Here is a 15988-nt window from a genome sequence, read left to right on the forward strand (position 1 = left end):
GGGAATCAGTGCCCGCCTTCGGGAATGGCGCGAACCAGCGCCCCCAGATCGGCTTCCAGCATTCGCGACAACCGGTAGATCACCACGAACGCCAGCACGCCGCCCACACTGAGAATGCGCAGCGGCACGATCACCAACCCCAGATCGTCGGTCGACACGAACGTCACCGACGCGACCCCGAGCAGCGGCACCGACGCCGCCGCGGCCAGATAGAAATTGCTGCGCCGCGCCAGCGCCGCCAGCTGCCGCCGATCCTCGTGCCCCACCGAACCGCGCGCCAATAACTGCGGATACAGCGACCGCACCGAATACACCATGATCAGGAAGAACGGATAGGCCAGCGCGATGGTCGCGCACACCACCTGCGCCGTGAAGAAATGCACGAAAGCCATGTGCGGCAGGCGCGCTCCCGCACCGGCCAGCGCCAGCGGCCACGCGATTCCGGCTATCAGCCACAAGGCGAACGGCACCCACACCACCCGCTCCCCGAGCAGCAGCGTGTCCGCCCGGGCGCGGGCCAGCTGGTCCGGGGTGTACTCGTGGCCGCGGCCCAGCCGGTACGAAACCGTGAGCGGTCGCCGCGCCAGCCACAACAGCAGCAGCGCGGCCACCGGGAAGGCGGCCAGATTGTTGATCAACGCCACCTGCTCGAACCGGTACTGATCCGACGCCGACAGCTCATCCACGATGAGGCTCTTGTTGATCCGAATGTTGTACCAACTGGCCAGTGCGTTCGGCAGACCCACGCACAGCACCGCGATCGGCACCGGCCAGCTCCGCAACCGCGCCCACAGACTGTGCGCGGGCGGGTCGATCAGATCCCGGGCGTCGGGGTCCAGGCACAGGTCCAGCTGCCCGGCCAGCTGACCGCCGCTCTGCCAACGCCGGGACGCGTCGGGGCGCAGGCATTCCAGCAGCACGCGCCGCAGGGTGGCGGGAGTGTCCGGGGGCAGGTTGTCCATGGCCGCCGCGGGCACCCCGGCCATACGGCGGGCCAGCATCGCCGGCACGGCCTCGGTCCCGGTCTCGGGATCGTCGAACGGCAGTGTGCCGGTGAGCATTTCCCACAGCACCACGCCGAGCGAGTAGATGTCGCTGGCGGGTCCGGGCGACGGCGCGGCCGAATCCAGCACGGCCCGCAGCGCTTCCGGCGACCGATACCGCAGCGCCCCCGCACCATTCGCGCTCGCGCTCCTGGCACCGAGGAACCCGGTGCTCCAATACATCGGCCCCAGTGCGAAATCCGCGAGTTTCGGCACCCCTTCGGCCGTGAACAGCACATTGGCGGGCCGGATGTCGTGGTGCAGCACCCCTTGCCGTTCCCCGTATTCGAGTGCCTCGGCGAGCCGTCGCCCCACCCAGGCCACGGTTTCGGGCCAGCTCAGGGCGGCGATATCGGTCCGCACCGGTGATCCGGACGGGCGGCTCTCGCCCTTGGCCTCCATGGCGGAATCGATGGCGCGCAGCAGTAGTCCGCCGTCGGGCAGTCCGTTCGTGGCGGGGGCGGTGCGGTGGATCATGCGACCGCCGGATTTGCCGCCGTTGCCCGCCGGCTGGGCTTCGCGGCGCAGCTGGGCGAGCACGCCCTCGGCGGTGCCGCCGGGCACGTACTGCATGTACAGCAGTCGCAGTGGTTTCCCGGTGCTGCCGTCCGCGATCAGCCGCTGGTCGAAGACGCGCACGATGTACTGGTGGTCGAGCTGGGCGACGGTGTCGGTGTCGCTGTCCGCGCCCGCCTCCACCCGGACCGCGACCAGTCGCTGCATGGAGCGCTGCCGGGCCAGGAACATGCGGCTGTAGTCGGCGCCGCCGAGGTCGGTGAGCAGGTCGAAATCGTCGAGGCGGCGACCGGTTTCGATGCCCTCGGGCAGCACCGGCGGCGGGGGCGGCGGGGTCTCCCCGGTGAAGCGGCGACGGATCTCGGTGGCGACCTCGGGGTACTCGGCGGTGAAGCTGTCCACGTCGAGGGGCCGGAAGCGGCTGCGGGCCACGTACTCCTCGCACACCAGGTCCGCGAAGGCCGGGCTGGTTCCCATCTCCGGGAATTCCTTGCGGTACTCCGCGATCCGCTTCTCCAGTCCGGCGCGCCGCCAGCGCTGCCGCATGTCGACGCGGACCAGGTCGGTGAGCACCTCGAGCCGGACCGCGCGCCCGTCGGGCAGGTACCCGGCCAGGGGCGGCGGTTCCTGGCGGTCGCCGCGCAGGGTTGATTCCCAGTCGGCGGAGAAGCGGGCGAGAGCTCGGGCGGAGAGCTCGCTCACGGAGCGGCACCCGGGTCGCCATCGGTGCCGGACGCCGCGGTCGTGCCGTCGCCGGCCGGGCGGACCGAGCGGGCCGGGGCGACCACGCGTTCCAGCGCCGCGAGGTCCGCTTCGAGGGCCCGGAAGATGGCGTAGATCAGCACGAACGCGGCGATCCCGCCGACGCTGAGCACCCGCACCGCCACGATCACCTTGGGAATGTCCTCCGGCGGCAGGAACGTCACGCCCGCGACCGCGAGCAGCGGCACCGACGCCGCCACCGCCAGATAGGTGGTGCAGCGGCGGCCCAGCCGGTGCAGCCACACCGCGTCCTCGCTGCTGATGTCGCCGTGTCGCAGGAACATCGGATAGATGCACCGCACCAGATAGAAGGCGACCAGGAAGAACGGGTACGCCACCGCGATCGCCCCGCACACCACCAGCGACACCAGGAAGTGCACGACACCGCGCACCGGGAGATCGGTGGCGGTCATGCGCAGCACCAGCGGGAAGGTGAAGCCCGCGACCACCCACAGCCCGAACACCACCAAGGAGATGCGTTCCCCGGCGAGCAGCACATCCGCCCGGGCTCTGCGCAGCGTCTCGGCGTCGTATACCCGGCCCTTGCGCAGCCCGCGCGGCACCACGACCACCGACCAGCACAGGTAGGCGATGACGGCCGTGCCGAGCGGGAAGAACACCAGGTTCACCGTGGTGGTGGTGAGGTAGAAGGTGCGCATGGCGGACTCGGACAGGTGGCTGATGATGAAGGCCCGGTTGTGCGCGATGTTGTACAGCGAGGCCAGCGTGTTCGGTATCGCGACGGCCAGCGTGACGAGCGGAATCAGCCACGGCCGCAACCGCCTCCGCCAGCTGTGCGGGGGCGGGTCGACCAGGTCGCGGGCGCGTTCGTCCAAGCACATCTCGAGCTGGCCGGCCAGGACGGCGCCGCTGCTCCAGCGTTGGTCGCGGTCGGGCGCCAGACAGGTGAGCAGGACCCGGCGCAGCGCGGCCGGGCAGTCGGGCGGCACCCGGTCCAGGGCCACGGTGTCGACGCCGCTGCGGCGGCGGGCGAGCATGGCCTCGAGGGTGGTCCGGTCGCCGTGGTCGCCGGGTCCGGCGGTGGAGTCGTCGAACGGTTTGGCCCCGGTGAGCAGCTCCCACAGCACCACCCCGAGGGAGAAGATGTCCGCGCGGGTGTCCAGGTCGGCGGCACTGGTCGCGGCCGCCGGATGGCAGGCTTCCAGCTGTTCCGGAGACATGTAGGACAGCGAACCACCGAAGTAGGAGACCGGGCTGGAACTGTCCAGATTGCGGCTGAAACTGATATTGAAGTCGGCCAGTTTCGGCACGGCCTCGGCCGTGAGCAGCACGTTCGCGGGTTTCACGTCGCGGTGCAGCACCCCGTGTGAGTCCGCGTAGTCCAGCGCCTCGGCCAGTCTGCGGCCCAGCCACGCGACGGTTTCCGGCCAGCTCAGCCCGGCCAGTTCGGCGCGCACGCTGGAGTCGGTGGGCCGGATCTCGCCCTTCTCCTCCATGGCGGCGTCCACCGCGTCCAGCAGCAGCTGCCCGCTGCGTTCGGCGGGCGGGGTGGCGCGCACCCAGCGCAGCACGCCGAGCAGGGTGCCGCCGGGCAGGAACTGCATGTAGAGCAGCCGCAGCCGCCGCCCGGATTCGGTGCGCACGTCCGAGAGCAGGCGCTGGTCGAACACGCGCACGATGTAGTCGTGGTCGAGCTGGGCCAGGGTCTGCGGCTCGGTGCCGTGGTCGGCGGAGATCTTCACCGCGACCAGGCGCTGCAGGGAGCGCTGCCGGGCCAGGAAGACGCGGGCGAACGCGCCGGAACCGAGGCTGGTCAGCAGGTCGAAATCATCGATGCGCTGGCCGATCTCGATGCGGTCGAGCAACGCGCCGGTGTCGGGCGTGGTGGCGACCCCGCCGGTGGCGCGGGTCGGATCGGCCGGGTCGCCGACCAACTGCGAGGGGTCCTCGTACTGGGTCAGTTCGCTCGCGTCGGGCACCCGGGTGGTGTCGCCGTCGACCGGCGGCCCGGTGCGGGTGGTGGCCTCGATCGGGAGCCGGGTGGACTCGTCGAGCCAGGCGCCGCGGGTGGACGCGTCCAGCTCGAAATCGCCGCGGGTGGATTCGCCGGGCCCGGCGCGGCGGGTGCTCTGGTCCTCGTCGTCGGCATTGAGCAGCTGCCGCAGCTCGCCCGCCTGATCCGGGTACTCGCGCAGGCAGTCGCGCGGATCCACGCGCTCGCCGCTGTGGCGGCGGATGACGAACTCCTCGTACACCAGCCCGGCGGGCAGGTCGGCCAGTGTGAGCTCGGGGAATTCGGCGCTGTAGTCGCGCAGTCGTTTGGGCGGGGTGGCCGGTTCCCCGGTGGTGCGCCGCAGCCAGCGGTGGCGCATGTCGACGCGGATCAGTTCCAGCAGGGCGTCCCGGCGCAGCGTGCTGGCGTCGGGCAGATAGTCGGCGATGCTGGGCGGGGCCGCAGCGGTGTCCCAGGCCGCCGCGAAGGCGACGACCGCGCTCGATTCGATTCCGGCCGAGTACGCGCCGGAACGGTGGTCGGAACCAGAAGCCATGTCCGCACCCATCTGGCTCGGCACGGATGTCGTCAATCCGCACTGTCGATCCGGGGATGTCAAGGATTCTGAGATTGGGACAAAGAACCCGCCACACCCCACACCATCATCCCCGACCAATAGCCGGAATGATAACTTGCGGGCCACGAGCGGATCACCCGATTTCGACACGATGCGACGGGGGAAGACCAGCATGTACGACGAGGGCACGGCATTAGCGGCGGAGATCGCCGCGGCCGACGCCGCCGAGGAGGAAGCGGTGGCACGAAACGCGCGAGACGGGGGAGCCGACACGCCCGATTCCGACACCCCGTCCGACCGTCCCCCGATGGACCCGACCACCGCGATCGGCGTCGCCACCGCGGTCCAGAACGGCACCCTGTCCCCCGAGGACGCCGTCGAGGCCGCGCTGACCCGGATCCGCGCCCGCGATCGGAAGCTGAACGCCTTCTGCCTGGTCCGTGAGGAAGCCGCGCGCGCCGAGGCCCGCGCCGTCGCCGAACGGGCCGATCTGGACATGCTGCCGCTGGCGGGGGTGCCGGTCGCGGTCAAGAACAATATCGACGTCGCGGGCGAGGTGACCCGGGGCGGGTCGCTGTCCGGGGCCGATCTGGCGGCCACCGGCGATCACGCCGTGGTGCGGCGGCTGCGAGCGGCGGGCGCGGTGGTCGTCGGGATCACCCACATGCCCGAGTTCGGGCTGTGGGGCGTCACCGACGGTCCGGGCAGCATCACCCGCAGCCCCTGGAACACCCGCTACTCGGCGGGCGGGTCGTCGGGCGGTTCCGGCGCGGCGGTCGGCTCCGGCATGGTGCCGATCGCGCACGGCAATGACGGACTCGGCTCGGTGCGCATCCCGGCGGCCTGCTCCGGCGTGGTCGGCATGAAGCCGGGCCGCGGCCTGGTGCCCGCGGACGTGGGCATCGACTCGTGGGGCGGAATGACCGAGAACGGCGTTCTCGCAACGACTGTCGCCGATACCGCACTCATGCTGTCGGTGCTGGCGGACCGCCCCGACCTGGCCGACCTGGACACCCCGCAGACCCTGCGCATCGGCCTCGCGACCGGGGCCCCGACGCCGCTCACCCACGTCGACCTGGCCTGGACCGCGGCCGCCGACAAGGCCGCGGCGGCCGCCTCGCTGGCCGGGCACATCATCGGCGTGGCCGAACTCCCTTACCAGGGCGTGACTTTCGCGCTGCTGCTGCGCTGGCTGGCCAATGCCGCCCGCGAGGCCGCGACCGTGCCGCACCCGGACCGGCTGCAGCGCCGCACCCGCACCCACGTGGCGCTGGGCCGGACGGTGCTGAAGTCGGGTCTGCTGCGGGCCGCGCAGGTCGACCGGGTGGAGTCGCGGCTGCTGGACTACTTCGAGCGCTACGACGTGGTCATCACGCCCACGCTGGCCACCCCCGCGCCGCGCGCCCGCCGCTGGCATTCGCGGCCGTGGCTGGCGAATGTGCTTGCCAACGTGAAGTTCTCGCCGTTCACGCCGCTGTGGAATCTGGTCGGCTGGCCCGCCATCTCCGTTCCGATGGGCCTGCACCCGCGCTCCGGCACCCCGGTGGCGGCGCAGATCGCGGGCCCGCCCGGCAGCGAGGCCACCATCCTGCGGCTGGCCGCCCAGATCGAGGCCGCCCACCCCTGGCAGCGCACGGTCTCCTGACGTCCTGACCGTCCCCCGGACACACGACAGCGCCGCGTCACCGAAGTGACGCGGCGCTGTCGTCGTGTCGATCCCGCACGCCGTTGTGCCGGTCCCACACTGTCCGTACGGACCGCGGCAACCTCCGACCCTCTGCCGCCGCCCGTCCCGGACGGTCCTTCCCTCGGGCCTAGACGGCCGCGAGCGGTTCCTGTTCGGCGAAGCCGCCGTCGAGCACGCGGGCCGCGAACTCGAGGATGGTCGGGCGGTCGTCGTCGGCGCGCCAGGCGACCGCGAGTTCGCACGGGGCCAGGCCGGCCACCGGGCGGGCGGTCAGGCCCGGCCAGCGGTACATGGGGACGTTGTTCTCGGCCAGCAGGCAGACGCCCAGGCCGAGGCTGACCGCCTCGAGGCGTTCCTCGGCGGTGGCGGCTTCCGCGCCGATCTTGGCCTGGCGGCCGCCGCGGGAGTCGGCGCCGAGCCAGAAGTCGCGGGCCGCGCCGGCTTCGGCGGGCATGGCGACGAAGGGCTCGTCGATCAGGTCGGCGAAGTCGATGCTCTCCTGGCCGGCGAGGGCGTGGTTCTCGGGCAGCAGCACCCAGCGCGGCTCGGTGCGCAGCACCTGCCAGCGGTAGCGGCTGGTGTCGGGCACGGGCAGCCACATGAGCGCCAGGTCCGCCTGGCGGCCGGCGAGGCCGCTGGACGGGTCGGTCCAGGACGCGGAGTGCAGGGCGAGCCGATGGCCGCTGGCGCTCTCCAGATCCGTGATCAGGCCGCGGCCGATGGAGGACTGGATGCCGACGCGCAGCACCTCACCGGCCTCCTGCAGGGCGACATTGGTGACTTCCCAGAGTTCGAGGATCTTCCGGGCGCCTTCGAGCAGTTCCTTGCCGGCGACGGTCAGGGCCACGCTGCGCTGGTTGCGGTCGAACAGCACGACGTCCAGCTGGCGTTCCAACTGCCGGATCTGTCGTGACAGGGTGGGTTGAGCGATGTGCAGGCGTTGCGCCGCGTTGGTGAAATGAAGTTCCTCAGCGACGGCGACGAAATACCGCAGGTCGCGCAAATGCGGGTCCATAGCCCCTTGCTATCAGAATCGGTCTTGATTTTCCAGCCGTATCCGACCCAAAAGTTTGCAACAGGATCAGAAAACAGCCGTCAGGTTTGTTACGGACAGCATATGACGCCAGTTCAACATTCCGTTAACCGGAGTCGCGAATTCCTGGCCATTTGCCAGCACTTCCCCATGCGCCCCGGAACGGACACTTGACCAGCATCGATTCGCGATCTTGGTCGATCCGCGATCGGAAAGCGATCCGATCGCTGACCTTCAGCAACAACGCTCCGCCCCGGCCCGCACCCCAAACCAGCCGATCGAGTGAGTTTGGTCACATAACGACAAAAAGCCGCCTCCCACAGTGGAAGGCGGCCTGTTTTTCGAGCCGGTGAGGCGGCGGTTACTCCCCGCCGTAGACCTTCGGATCCAGGGTGCCGATGTAAGGCAGATCGCGGTATCGCTCGGCGTAGTCGAGGCCGTAGCCGACCACGAACTCGTTCGGGATGTCGAAGCCGACGGCCATCACGTCCACCTGGGTGCGCAGCGCGTCGGGCTTGCGCAGCAGCGTCACCACCTCGAGCGAGGCCGGATTGCGGCTGGACAGATTGCGCAGCAGCCACGACAGCGTCAGGCCGGAGTCGATGATGTCCTCGACGATCAGCACATTGCGCCCGGCGATGTCCTTGTCCAGGTCCTTCATGATGCGCACCACGCCCGAGGACGAGGTGGAGGAGCCGTAGGACGAGACGGCCATGAACTCCATCTGCGTCGGCACGGTGAGCTTCTTGGCCAGGTCGGTCATGAAGAAGATCGCGCCCTTGAGCACGCCCACCAGCAGCAGGTCGCCCTCGGGGGCATCGGCGGGATACCGCTTGGCGACCAGTTCGGCCAGTTCCTCGACCTTGGCGGCGATCTCTTCCTCGCTGATCAGCACCGACGCGATGTCGTCCCCGTACACGTCCGCTGGTTTCCCTTCAGTCGACCCGGAATCGGGTTGTCTCCGACCCGAGTATGAGCCTGCCATGTTCACGCGCGGCAACCAACCTGGTCCCACTGGGCGAACGGCCCACCGCGACCGCACCCTGCCCACGCCACCGCGTGACCAGCGCGTCCACCGCTCGTAAATTGCTGTCCGTCAATGATTTTGCGCCACCCTCGAGCAGCCAGACGCGAATGACGCGGCGGCGGATCGCGGTCGTGGCAGTGGCGAGCGTCTCGATTCCCAGTCCGTCACCGGAACGCGCGGCCGCCAGCAACTCCGCGGCGAGCGCGTCCAGCACGGCCGAGTCCTCCCGCAGCTGCGCCGCCGTGCGGGCCAGCGCCTCGGCCACCCCGCCCCCGAGCACCTCCTCCAGCAGCGGCAACACCTCGCCGCGCAGCCGTACCCGGGTGAACTCCGGGGCACTGTTGTGCGGGTCCTCCCAGGCCTCGAGCCCCAGATCCGCGCACAGCTCCCGGGTCACGCTCCGCCGCACCCCCAGCAGCGGCCGCCCCCACGGCTCGTCGAATTCCGTCATCCCCTGGATCGACCGCGCCCCGGACCCCCGCCCGAGCCCGAGCAACACGGTCTCGGCCTGGTCATCGAGGGTGTGCCCGAGCAGCACCGGTTTGCCTTCGTGAGCGTTCCGCAGGGCCGTGTAGCGGGCCCGCCGCGCGGCCGCCTCGGGCCCGCCCGGGAACCTGTCGCCCGCCGGACCGCTGCCCGCCGGTCCGTCGCCGGTAGCCCACTCCGCCACGGGCTCGAGACCGCCCTCGGAGGTCGCCCCGTTCGGCGCGCTGCGCTCGACGTGGACGCGCAAGACCCGCGCGGACCGGCAGCCCAGGTCCAGCGCGGCGGCCGCGGCGCGATCCGCCACGTCGGCGGAGCCGTCCTGCAGGCCGTGGTCCACGATCAGCGCGTCCACCACGTCGGCCTCGGCGCAGGCGGCGGCGGTGAGCGCCAGGGAGTCCGCACCGCCGGAGAGGGCGACGCGGACCACGCCGTCGGGTGCGTAGCGGCCCAGCCATTCCCGCACGGCGCGGCGCAGTTCGAGCGCGGCGCGCGTCTCGGGTAGCCGGGGCCGATCGTTCACGTCCCGATCGTCGCATGCGCGGCGGGGGCGGGACCGGGCGGCGAGCATTCCTGCCGGGTACGTCCCGAATTCCGGCTCGGCGCAAGCGCTCCGGAGCGACCGGGCCCAGGATGGTGGGCGGCTCAGCCCAGGACGCGGGTGACCCACCGTTGCGGTTCGCCGATCTCGTCGGTGCGGGGCAGGGTTTCCGGTTCGGTCCAGATGGTGTTGAAGCGGGCCATGCCGACGGTGTCGACCACCTCGTCGACGAAGGCCTTGCCGCGCACGTACTGGGCGACCTTGGCGTCCATGCCGAGCAGAGCGCGCAGCAGGCGCTGGATCGGGTTGGCGGGCCGCTTGCGGCGCTGATCGAAGGCGGCGCGAATCCGGGTGACGGAGGGGACCACGGCCGGGCCGACGGCGTCCATCACGTGGTCGGCGTGGCCTTCGAGCAGGGTGCCGAGCATGAGTAGTCGGTCCAGGGCCAGGCGCTGGGGTTCGGCCTGGGTGGCGCGCAGCAGCCCGATGACGCCACCCGCGGGGTCCTCGACGCCGCGGCGGCGTTCCTTCACGGCGTCGGCGAGCCGGGCCAGAATGTCGGCGAGCGGTTCGTCGCCCGCCTCGCCCAGGGTCTCGACATTGCGGCGCATGTAGCCGGCGATCCAAGGGGCGGAAGAGAATTGGACCCGGTGGGTGACCTCGTGCAGGCACACCCAGAGCCGGAAGTCGCTGGGCGGCACGCCGAGTGCGCGTTCCACCGCCATGATGTTGGGCGCCACCAGCAGCAGCGTGCCGTCCGGCCCGGTGAACGGGTCGTACTGGCCGAGGATGGCGGTGGACAGGAAGGCCAGCATGGCCCCGGCCTGTAGTCCGGCCGGTTTGCCGACCAGCTTGCCCTTCTCGCCGGGTTCGATGCCGCTGCCGGTGAGCTGGGCCATGGAGTCGGCGGCGGCCCGGATCCAGCCCGGCCGGTCCACGATCAGCGCGTCGGGCACCACCGAGCCGTCGTCGAGCCCGCTGACCTCACGCACCGGCGCCTCGGCGCGGACCGAGGCGGCGGCGAGTTCGGCGACCGCGTGCTCGGCCGAGTACCGGGAGGTGCGCGGCCCGGCCGGGACCAGGGCCGCGCCGGTGCGGGCGGCCACGTTCCAGTCGACCGATCCGGTCAGCGTGGTCCGGGTACGGGCGGGGGCGGCGGGGTTGTCGGATCCGGTCATGTTCATCCACCCGTCAGGAGCAGCCACAGTTGCGCAGTGCGTTGGCGACGGCGTCCAGCGCGGGTCGGCTCACCTCCGGCGGCCGATCGTTCGACATGAGTGCGAACGTCAGGACGCGTCCGTCGCGGTCCAGCACATAACCGACCAACGCACTCGATACGGACAGAGTTCCGGTTTTGGCCCGGATCCAACCCGCGCCCTCGCGATCGCGGTCCACATAACGGCTCGCCAGCGAGCCGGTGCCGCCCGCGACCGGCAGGTAGTCCAGCAGCGGCGCGAGCGGGGAGCCGGGGGTGGTGACCGCGGCCGGGTCGACGGTCGAATTGCCTTGCGGAGCAGCGCCGTTGGGCAGCGCGGCCACCGTCAGCACCCGGTTGAGCAGGCGCGGCGGGATCCGGTCGTCGGTCGAGAGTCCGCTGTTGTCGGCCATTTTCAGGCCGGCGAGGTCGAATCCGGCGGCCTGCAGCACGGTGTTCAGGGCGGTGACCGCGCCGGTGAAGGAGGCCTCCTGTCCGCCGGCCACCGCGACCTCGCGGCCGATGGCCTCGGCCAGCACGTTGTCGGAGTGCACCATGGCCTGCAGCAGGCGGTCCCGCAGCGGCGCGGACTCCACCGCGGCCAGCTGGGTGGCGGTCGCGGGCGCATTGCCCGCCTTCACCTTCGCACCGTCCACGCCCAGTTCGGCGGCCATCCTGCGGCCCGCGTCGAGGGCGGGAGTGGCGGTGCGGGGCGAGTATTCGACCAGCGGGTCCAGGCGGCCGCCGTCGATCATCACCGCGTCCATGGGCGCGATGGAGCCGCCCCCGATGTCGGCGGCGTCCCAGCCGGGCGCGAAGTTCGGACCCGGGTAGGCGGAGGTGTCGACGGTGATCGAGTCCACCCGCTGTCCGGTGGCCTTGATCTGCGCGACCAGGTCCTGCAGGCGCGGCGCGCCCGGGTAGTAGCCCTTGCCGTCGGGCTGCGCGGTGATGGTGGGGTCGCCGCCGCCGACCAGCACGATCTCGCCGGGGGCCGCGCCGGTCACCACCTTGGTGGTGACCCGGTGATCGGCGGGCAGCGCCAGCAGGGCGGCCGCGACGGTGAGGATCTTGGCGGTGGAGGACGGGATCATGGCCTTGTCCGGGTCCAGCGTCCACAGCACCTTGCCGGTGTCCCCGTCGGACACCGAGGCGGCGAACGCGCCCAGGTCCGGGTTGCCGACGACGGGCGCGAGCGCGGCCGCCAGACCGGCGGTGCTCGCCGCGGGCGCGGTCTCGGGGGCGGGCGCGACCTGGGGGATGGGTTTCACCGGCGCGGGCGGGTCGGCGATCGTCAACCCCCCGTGCTGGAACTCCTCGGTCCAGGGCTTCAGGATCAGCACCACGGCCGTGGCGGCCACCAGCATGACGACCAGCACCGACGACACCACGATCCAGGTTCTGCGTCGCCGCTTGGCCTCCAGACCACCGATGTTCTGCTTGTTCCGACCAAACACCTGCCGCTGTCTCCCTGATACCTGTGGTGGGGCTGATGGCTCTACCGCGGTCCACACTATCCTCGTTGCGCAGTCGTTCCCCCGAACGTGCTGGCGAGTCGGCAGCCTTACCGCCCACCGAAGAAGGAGATGACGTGGAGTTCGACGTCACCATCGAGATCCCCCGGGGTCAGCGCAACAAGTACGAGGTTGATCACGAAACCGGACGCGTGCGGCTGGACCGCTACCTGTACACCCCGATGATGTACCCGGCCGACTACGGCTACATCGAGAACACCCTGGGCGGCGACGGCGACCCGCTGGACTGCATGGTCCTGCTGCCCGAGCCCGTGTTCCCGGGTGTGCTGGTCGAGGCCCGCCCGGTCGGCGTGCTCATCATGAGCGACGAGGCCGGCACCGACGAGAAGCTGGTCGCCGTCCCCAACAAGGACAAGCGCTGGGACCACATCCAGGACGTCGAGGACATCCCGGAGTTCCAGCGCAAGGAGATCGCGCACTTCTTCGAGCGCTACAAGGACCTGGAGCCCGGCAAGTGGGTCAAGGTCGAGGGCTGGGAGGGCCGCGAGAAGGCCGAGAAGCTCGTCGACGAGGCCTACGCCCGTCTGAAGGAGCAGGGCGGCCACTAGGTCACGCCGAGTGCGGGGCGGCACGGATTTCCGTGCCGCCCTTCGCTTTACTCGGGAACGGAATCCACTCCCGCGGTGGTGCGGAGCGGGACTTCCTTCCAGAACAGCACCAGCACGAACGCGACCAGGGCGACCGCGGAGGTCGTCAGGAAAACCGTGGACAGCGAATCCGCGAATCCGACCTTGAACGGATGCGCCAGTACGGGATTCAGCTTCTGAATGATCGAACTGTCCTTCAGCACGCCCTGCGCCGCCGAGGTGTCGTGATTCAGGAATCCCTGCGCCAGCCGCATATCCGCCGGATTTCCGTCGTGCGCGGCGTTCACCACGGCTTTCTGGAAGGCCGGATCGGTACTGGACGCCTCCAGCTGAGCGCGAATATCGGGGCCCAGCCGGTCGAAGAGGATGGACAGGAATACGGCCGCGCCGAGGGTGCCGCCGATCTGCCGGAAGAATGTCGCCGACGCGGTGGAAACACCCATGTCCTTGGGCGGCAACGCATTCTGCAGCGCCACGATGAGCGGCTGCATGAGATTGCCGAGCCCGAATCCCACGCACAGCATGAACAGCACCACGATCCAGAATGCGGTGTCGGCCTCCAGATAGTGCAGCAGGAAAAGCCCCAGGGTGATCATGGCAGCGCCGAGCAGCGTGTAGATCCGGTAATGGCCGGTGCGCGAGATCAATTGGCCCGACAGAATCGACCCGATCATCATGCCCAGCACCATCGGGATCATCTGCAGGCCGCCCAGCATCGGGCCGGCGCCCCGGTCGGCCTGCAAGTACTGGGGCAGCAGCAGGATCCCGCCGAACATGCCCGCACCGACCACGAACGAGATGACCACGCCGAGCGCGAAGGTGCGGTTGGCGAAGATGCGCAGCGGGATCAGCGCCGCGTCCCCCAGCGCGCGCTCGATCAGCACGAACGCGGCGACGCCGAGCGCCCCGATGAGGTAGCAGGCAACGGATCTCCCGCTGCTCCACCCCCATTCGCGCCCCTGCTGGGCCACGATCAACAGCGGGCTCATGGCGACGATCAACGCCAGCGCGCCCCAATAGTCCACGCGGTCACGCGATTTCTCGCGCGGGGGCAGCCGCAGCACACGCGTCACCACGACCAGCGTGAACAATCCGATGGGCACGTTCACCAGGAACACCCACCGCCAGCCCGCGATCCCCAGAATGCTGTGCTGCCCCGCGAACAGCCCGCCCAGCACCGGCCCGATCACGCTGGAGGTGCCGAACACGGCCAGGAAATATCCTTGGTACCGGGACCTTTCACGCGGGCTCACGATATCGCCGACGATGGTCAGCGCCAGCGACATCAACCCGCCCGCACCCAGCCCCTGCAATGCCCGGAACACCGCCAGCTCGTACATGGACTGCGCGAACGTGCACAGCAGCGAACCGGTCACGAAGATGGTGATCGAGGCCAGGTAGAAGGGCTTGCGCCCGTACATGTCCGACAGCTTGCCGTAGAGCGGCGTGGCCAGCGTCGCGGTGATCAGGTAGGCGGTGGTCGCCCAGGCCTGTAGCGAATACCCGTTCAGGTCATCGGCGATGGTGCGGATCGCGGTGGACACGATCGTCTGATCGAGCGCCGCGAGCAGAATGCCCAGCAGCAGCCCGGAGAGGATCACCAATATCTGCCGATGCGTGAAGCCGCCCTCGCCGGTCGCTTCGCCCACTTCGGATGTCGCCATGCCACACCTCCAGCCCCGACCAAAACGATAGGCCGGGAACCGGAGGCATGGGGTCCTTTTATGGGCGGTAACCCGAAGGGGTTACTTGCCTTTGAACTGCGGGTCGCGCTTCTCGAAGACGGCCTGGATGGCCTCGGTCAGGTCCTCCGAGGGCAGGAACGCCGAGTTCCAGGCGGAGACGTAGCGCAGGCCGTCGGCGATCTTGCCGCGCTTGGGCTGGTCCAGGACGTCCTTGATGCCCTGCACCACCAGCGGCGGGTTGGCCGCGATCTCGCGCGCCATGGCGTAGGCGGCGTCGAGCACGGCTTCCTGGTCGGCGTACACGTCGTTGACCAGCCCGATCTTCTCGGCACGGGCGGCGTCGATGTCCTTGCCGGTGTAGGCGAGTTCGCGCACGTGCCCCTCGCCGATGATGCCCGGCAGCCGGTGCAGTGAGCCGATGTCGGCCACGATGGCGACCTTGGCCTCGCGCAGGCTGAATTTGGCGTCGGCGCTGGCCAGCCGGACGTCGGCGGCGGCGATGAGGTCCAGTCCGCCGCCGATGCACCAGCCGGAGACGGCCGCGATGACCGGCTTCACGCAGTCGGCGACCGCGGTCACCGAGTCCTGCATGCTGCGCACGTGCTTGAGGAAGTCGGTGCGGGGCCCGGCGAGCGCCTTGTCGGCCAGCAGCGGCCCGAACAGCGGGCTCATGGCCGGGAGGTCCAGTCCGTAGGAGAAGTGCTTCCCGGAGCCGGTGAGCACGATGGCCCGGATGTCGGGGTTCGCGTCGAGCTCGCCGAAGATGATCGGCAGCTCGCGCCAGAAGTCGGGGCCCATGGCATTGCCCTTGCCGGGACCGGTGAGCGTCACCTGGGCGATGTGGTCCTTGCTTTCGACCTCGAAAGCCTTCCATTCGGTCATCGGTCCAGCGTATAGGGGTTACTCGCGAGTAGGTAGGCCGGTGTAAACCCTGTGCTAAATCTGCTGCGTCCCAGCGTTTTCACCACACCGGGAGGCGGACGATTATCGCGTCCGCACAAACTGCTCCTCCTGTGTGTGAGGTCACGATGATGCATCACGGAATCGGCCTCGACCGCTTCAACGCGCTCCCCCGCCGTCGCGCGATTCATGCCCTGTACGAATGCTGCTGCAATGTCACCTGGGCGCAGAAGATCGCCGACGGCCGCCCCTACCCCGGCCACGCCGCGCTGCAGACCGCGGCGGCGGCGGAACTGCGCGCCATGTCCGCCGTCGATCTGGAACGGGTCTTCGATTCCTGTGCGCACCAGCCGGTTTCGGAGCGCACCGTCGACGAGCTGGCCCCGATCGTGCACAACCGCCTGACCACGATGCTCGGCCCCGAGGAGGGCTACCCCGACTACTGATCCCCCCGCACATCCAC

At 70.1% G+C, this 15988-nt stretch carries 12 protein-coding genes; 3 read left to right on the plus strand and 9 right to left on the minus strand.

Translation table 11 applies throughout. The features are described 5' to 3' along the window. Positions 1 to 5 precede the first annotated feature (5 nt). Together ABZ382_RS12570 and ABZ382_RS12575 are read right to left on the minus strand one after the other, a co-directional pair. Complete coding sequence (locus tag ABZ382_RS12570; protein WP_357087527.1) at positions 6 to 2261, minus strand: protein kinase; 2256 nt, start codon at positions 2259 to 2261, stop codon at positions 6 to 8. After that, a complete protein-coding gene (locus ABZ382_RS12575; RefSeq protein WP_357087529.1) occupies positions 2258 to 4831 on the minus strand; it encodes a serine/threonine-protein kinase in 2574 nt (857 codons plus the stop codon). The genes ABZ382_RS12570 and ABZ382_RS12575 overlap by 4 nt, the downstream gene beginning before the upstream one ends. 328 nt (positions 4832 to 5159) lie before the next feature. On the opposite strand from ABZ382_RS12575, the gene ABZ382_RS12580 reads away from it, so the two are divergent. After that, the gene (locus ABZ382_RS12580) at positions 5160 to 6497 is read left to right on the plus strand and encodes an amidase (protein WP_357088715.1); all 1338 of its coding nucleotides are present in this window, start codon (positions 5160 to 5162) and stop codon (positions 6495 to 6497) included. A gap of 169 nt (positions 6498 to 6666) precedes the next feature. Here the strand turns inward: ABZ382_RS12580 and ABZ382_RS12585 are convergent, their stop codons facing one another. From ABZ382_RS12585 to dacB, 5 genes are all read right to left on the minus strand, one after another. Beyond that, positions 6667 to 7554 carry a LysR substrate-binding domain-containing protein gene (locus tag ABZ382_RS12585; protein WP_357087532.1) on the minus strand — a complete coding sequence of 296 codons (888 nt, stop codon included), beginning with the start codon at positions 7552 to 7554 and terminating at the stop codon, positions 6667 to 6669. Positions 7555 to 7933: 379 nt separating this feature from the next. Then, the gene (hpt, locus tag ABZ382_RS12590; protein WP_357087534.1) at positions 7934 to 8491 is read right to left on the minus strand and encodes a hypoxanthine phosphoribosyltransferase; all 558 of its coding nucleotides are present in this window, start codon (positions 8489 to 8491) and stop codon (positions 7934 to 7936) included. 16 nt (positions 8492 to 8507) lie between these two features. Continuing rightward, positions 8508 to 9605, minus strand: a complete 1098-nt coding sequence (locus ABZ382_RS12595; RefSeq protein ID WP_357087536.1) for an ATP-binding protein — start codon at positions 9603 to 9605, stop codon at positions 8508 to 8510. A gap of 122 nt (positions 9606 to 9727) precedes the next feature. Further along, positions 9728 to 10801, minus strand: coding sequence for a zinc-dependent metalloprotease (locus tag ABZ382_RS12600; protein WP_357087538.1), 1074 nt, complete (start codon positions 10799 to 10801; stop codon positions 9728 to 9730). Between the two features lie 13 nt (positions 10802 to 10814). Further along, positions 10815 to 12275, minus strand: coding sequence for a D-alanyl-D-alanine carboxypeptidase/D-alanyl-D-alanine-endopeptidase (dacB, locus tag ABZ382_RS12605; protein ID WP_357087541.1), 1461 nt, complete (start codon positions 12273 to 12275; stop codon positions 10815 to 10817). Between the two features lie 134 nt (positions 12276 to 12409). Here dacB and ppa point away from each other — a divergent pair, with 134 nt between their 5' ends. Next, a complete protein-coding gene (ppa, locus tag ABZ382_RS12610) occupies positions 12410 to 12901 on the plus strand; it encodes an inorganic diphosphatase (RefSeq protein ID WP_040802838.1) in 492 nt (163 codons plus the stop codon). Between the two features lie 47 nt (positions 12902 to 12948). On the opposite strand, the gene ABZ382_RS12615 is transcribed toward ppa, so the two are convergent. After that, on the minus strand, positions 12949 to 14604 hold the full coding sequence (locus tag ABZ382_RS12615) for an MDR family MFS transporter (protein WP_357087544.1): 1656 nt from the start codon (positions 14602 to 14604) through the stop codon (positions 12949 to 12951). Positions 14605 to 14685: 81 nt separating this feature from the next. Continuing rightward, positions 14686 to 15507, minus strand: a complete 822-nt coding sequence (locus ABZ382_RS12620; protein ID WP_357087547.1) for a crotonase/enoyl-CoA hydratase family protein — start codon at positions 15505 to 15507, stop codon at positions 14686 to 14688. A gap of 146 nt (positions 15508 to 15653) precedes the next feature. Here ABZ382_RS12620 and ABZ382_RS12625 point away from each other — a divergent pair, with 146 nt between their 5' ends. Next, on the plus strand, positions 15654 to 15971 hold the full coding sequence (locus ABZ382_RS12625) for a 2-oxo-4-hydroxy-4-carboxy-5-ureidoimidazoline decarboxylase (RefSeq protein ID WP_357087549.1): 318 nt from the start codon (positions 15654 to 15656) through the stop codon (positions 15969 to 15971). Positions 15972 to 15988 lie beyond the last annotated feature (17 nt).

The sequence above is a fragment of the Nocardia sp. NPDC005825 genome, assembly GCF_040630175.1.
Lineage (GTDB): Bacteria > Actinomycetota > Actinomycetes > Mycobacteriales > Mycobacteriaceae > Nocardia.

What these genes read in the sequence shown, in the direction of transcription:
- ABZ382_RS12600 (WP_357087538.1), bottom strand. Translation starts at nt 10,801, where the DNA reads ATGACCGGATCCGACAACCCCGCCGCCCCCGCCCGTACCCGGACCACG.
- ABZ382_RS12575 (WP_357087529.1), bottom strand. Translation starts at nt 4,831, where the DNA reads ATGGCTTCTGGTTCCGACCACCGTTCCGGCGCGTACTCGGCCGGAATC.
- ABZ382_RS12585 (WP_357087532.1), bottom strand. Translation starts at nt 7,554, where the DNA reads ATGGACCCGCATTTGCGCGACCTGCGGTATTTCGTCGCCGTCGCTGAG.
- ABZ382_RS12625 (WP_357087549.1), top strand. Translation starts at nt 15,654, where the DNA reads ATGATGCATCACGGAATCGGCCTCGACCGCTTCAACGCGCTCCCCCGC.
- ABZ382_RS12615 (WP_357087544.1), bottom strand. Translation starts at nt 14,604, where the DNA reads ATGGCGACATCCGAAGTGGGCGAAGCGACCGGCGAGGGCGGCTTCACG.
- ABZ382_RS12580 (WP_357088715.1), top strand. Translation starts at nt 5,160, where the DNA reads ATGGACCCGACCACCGCGATCGGCGTCGCCACCGCGGTCCAGAACGGC.
- ABZ382_RS12620 (WP_357087547.1), bottom strand. Translation starts at nt 15,507, where the DNA reads ATGACCGAATGGAAGGCTTTCGAGGTCGAAAGCAAGGACCACATCGCC.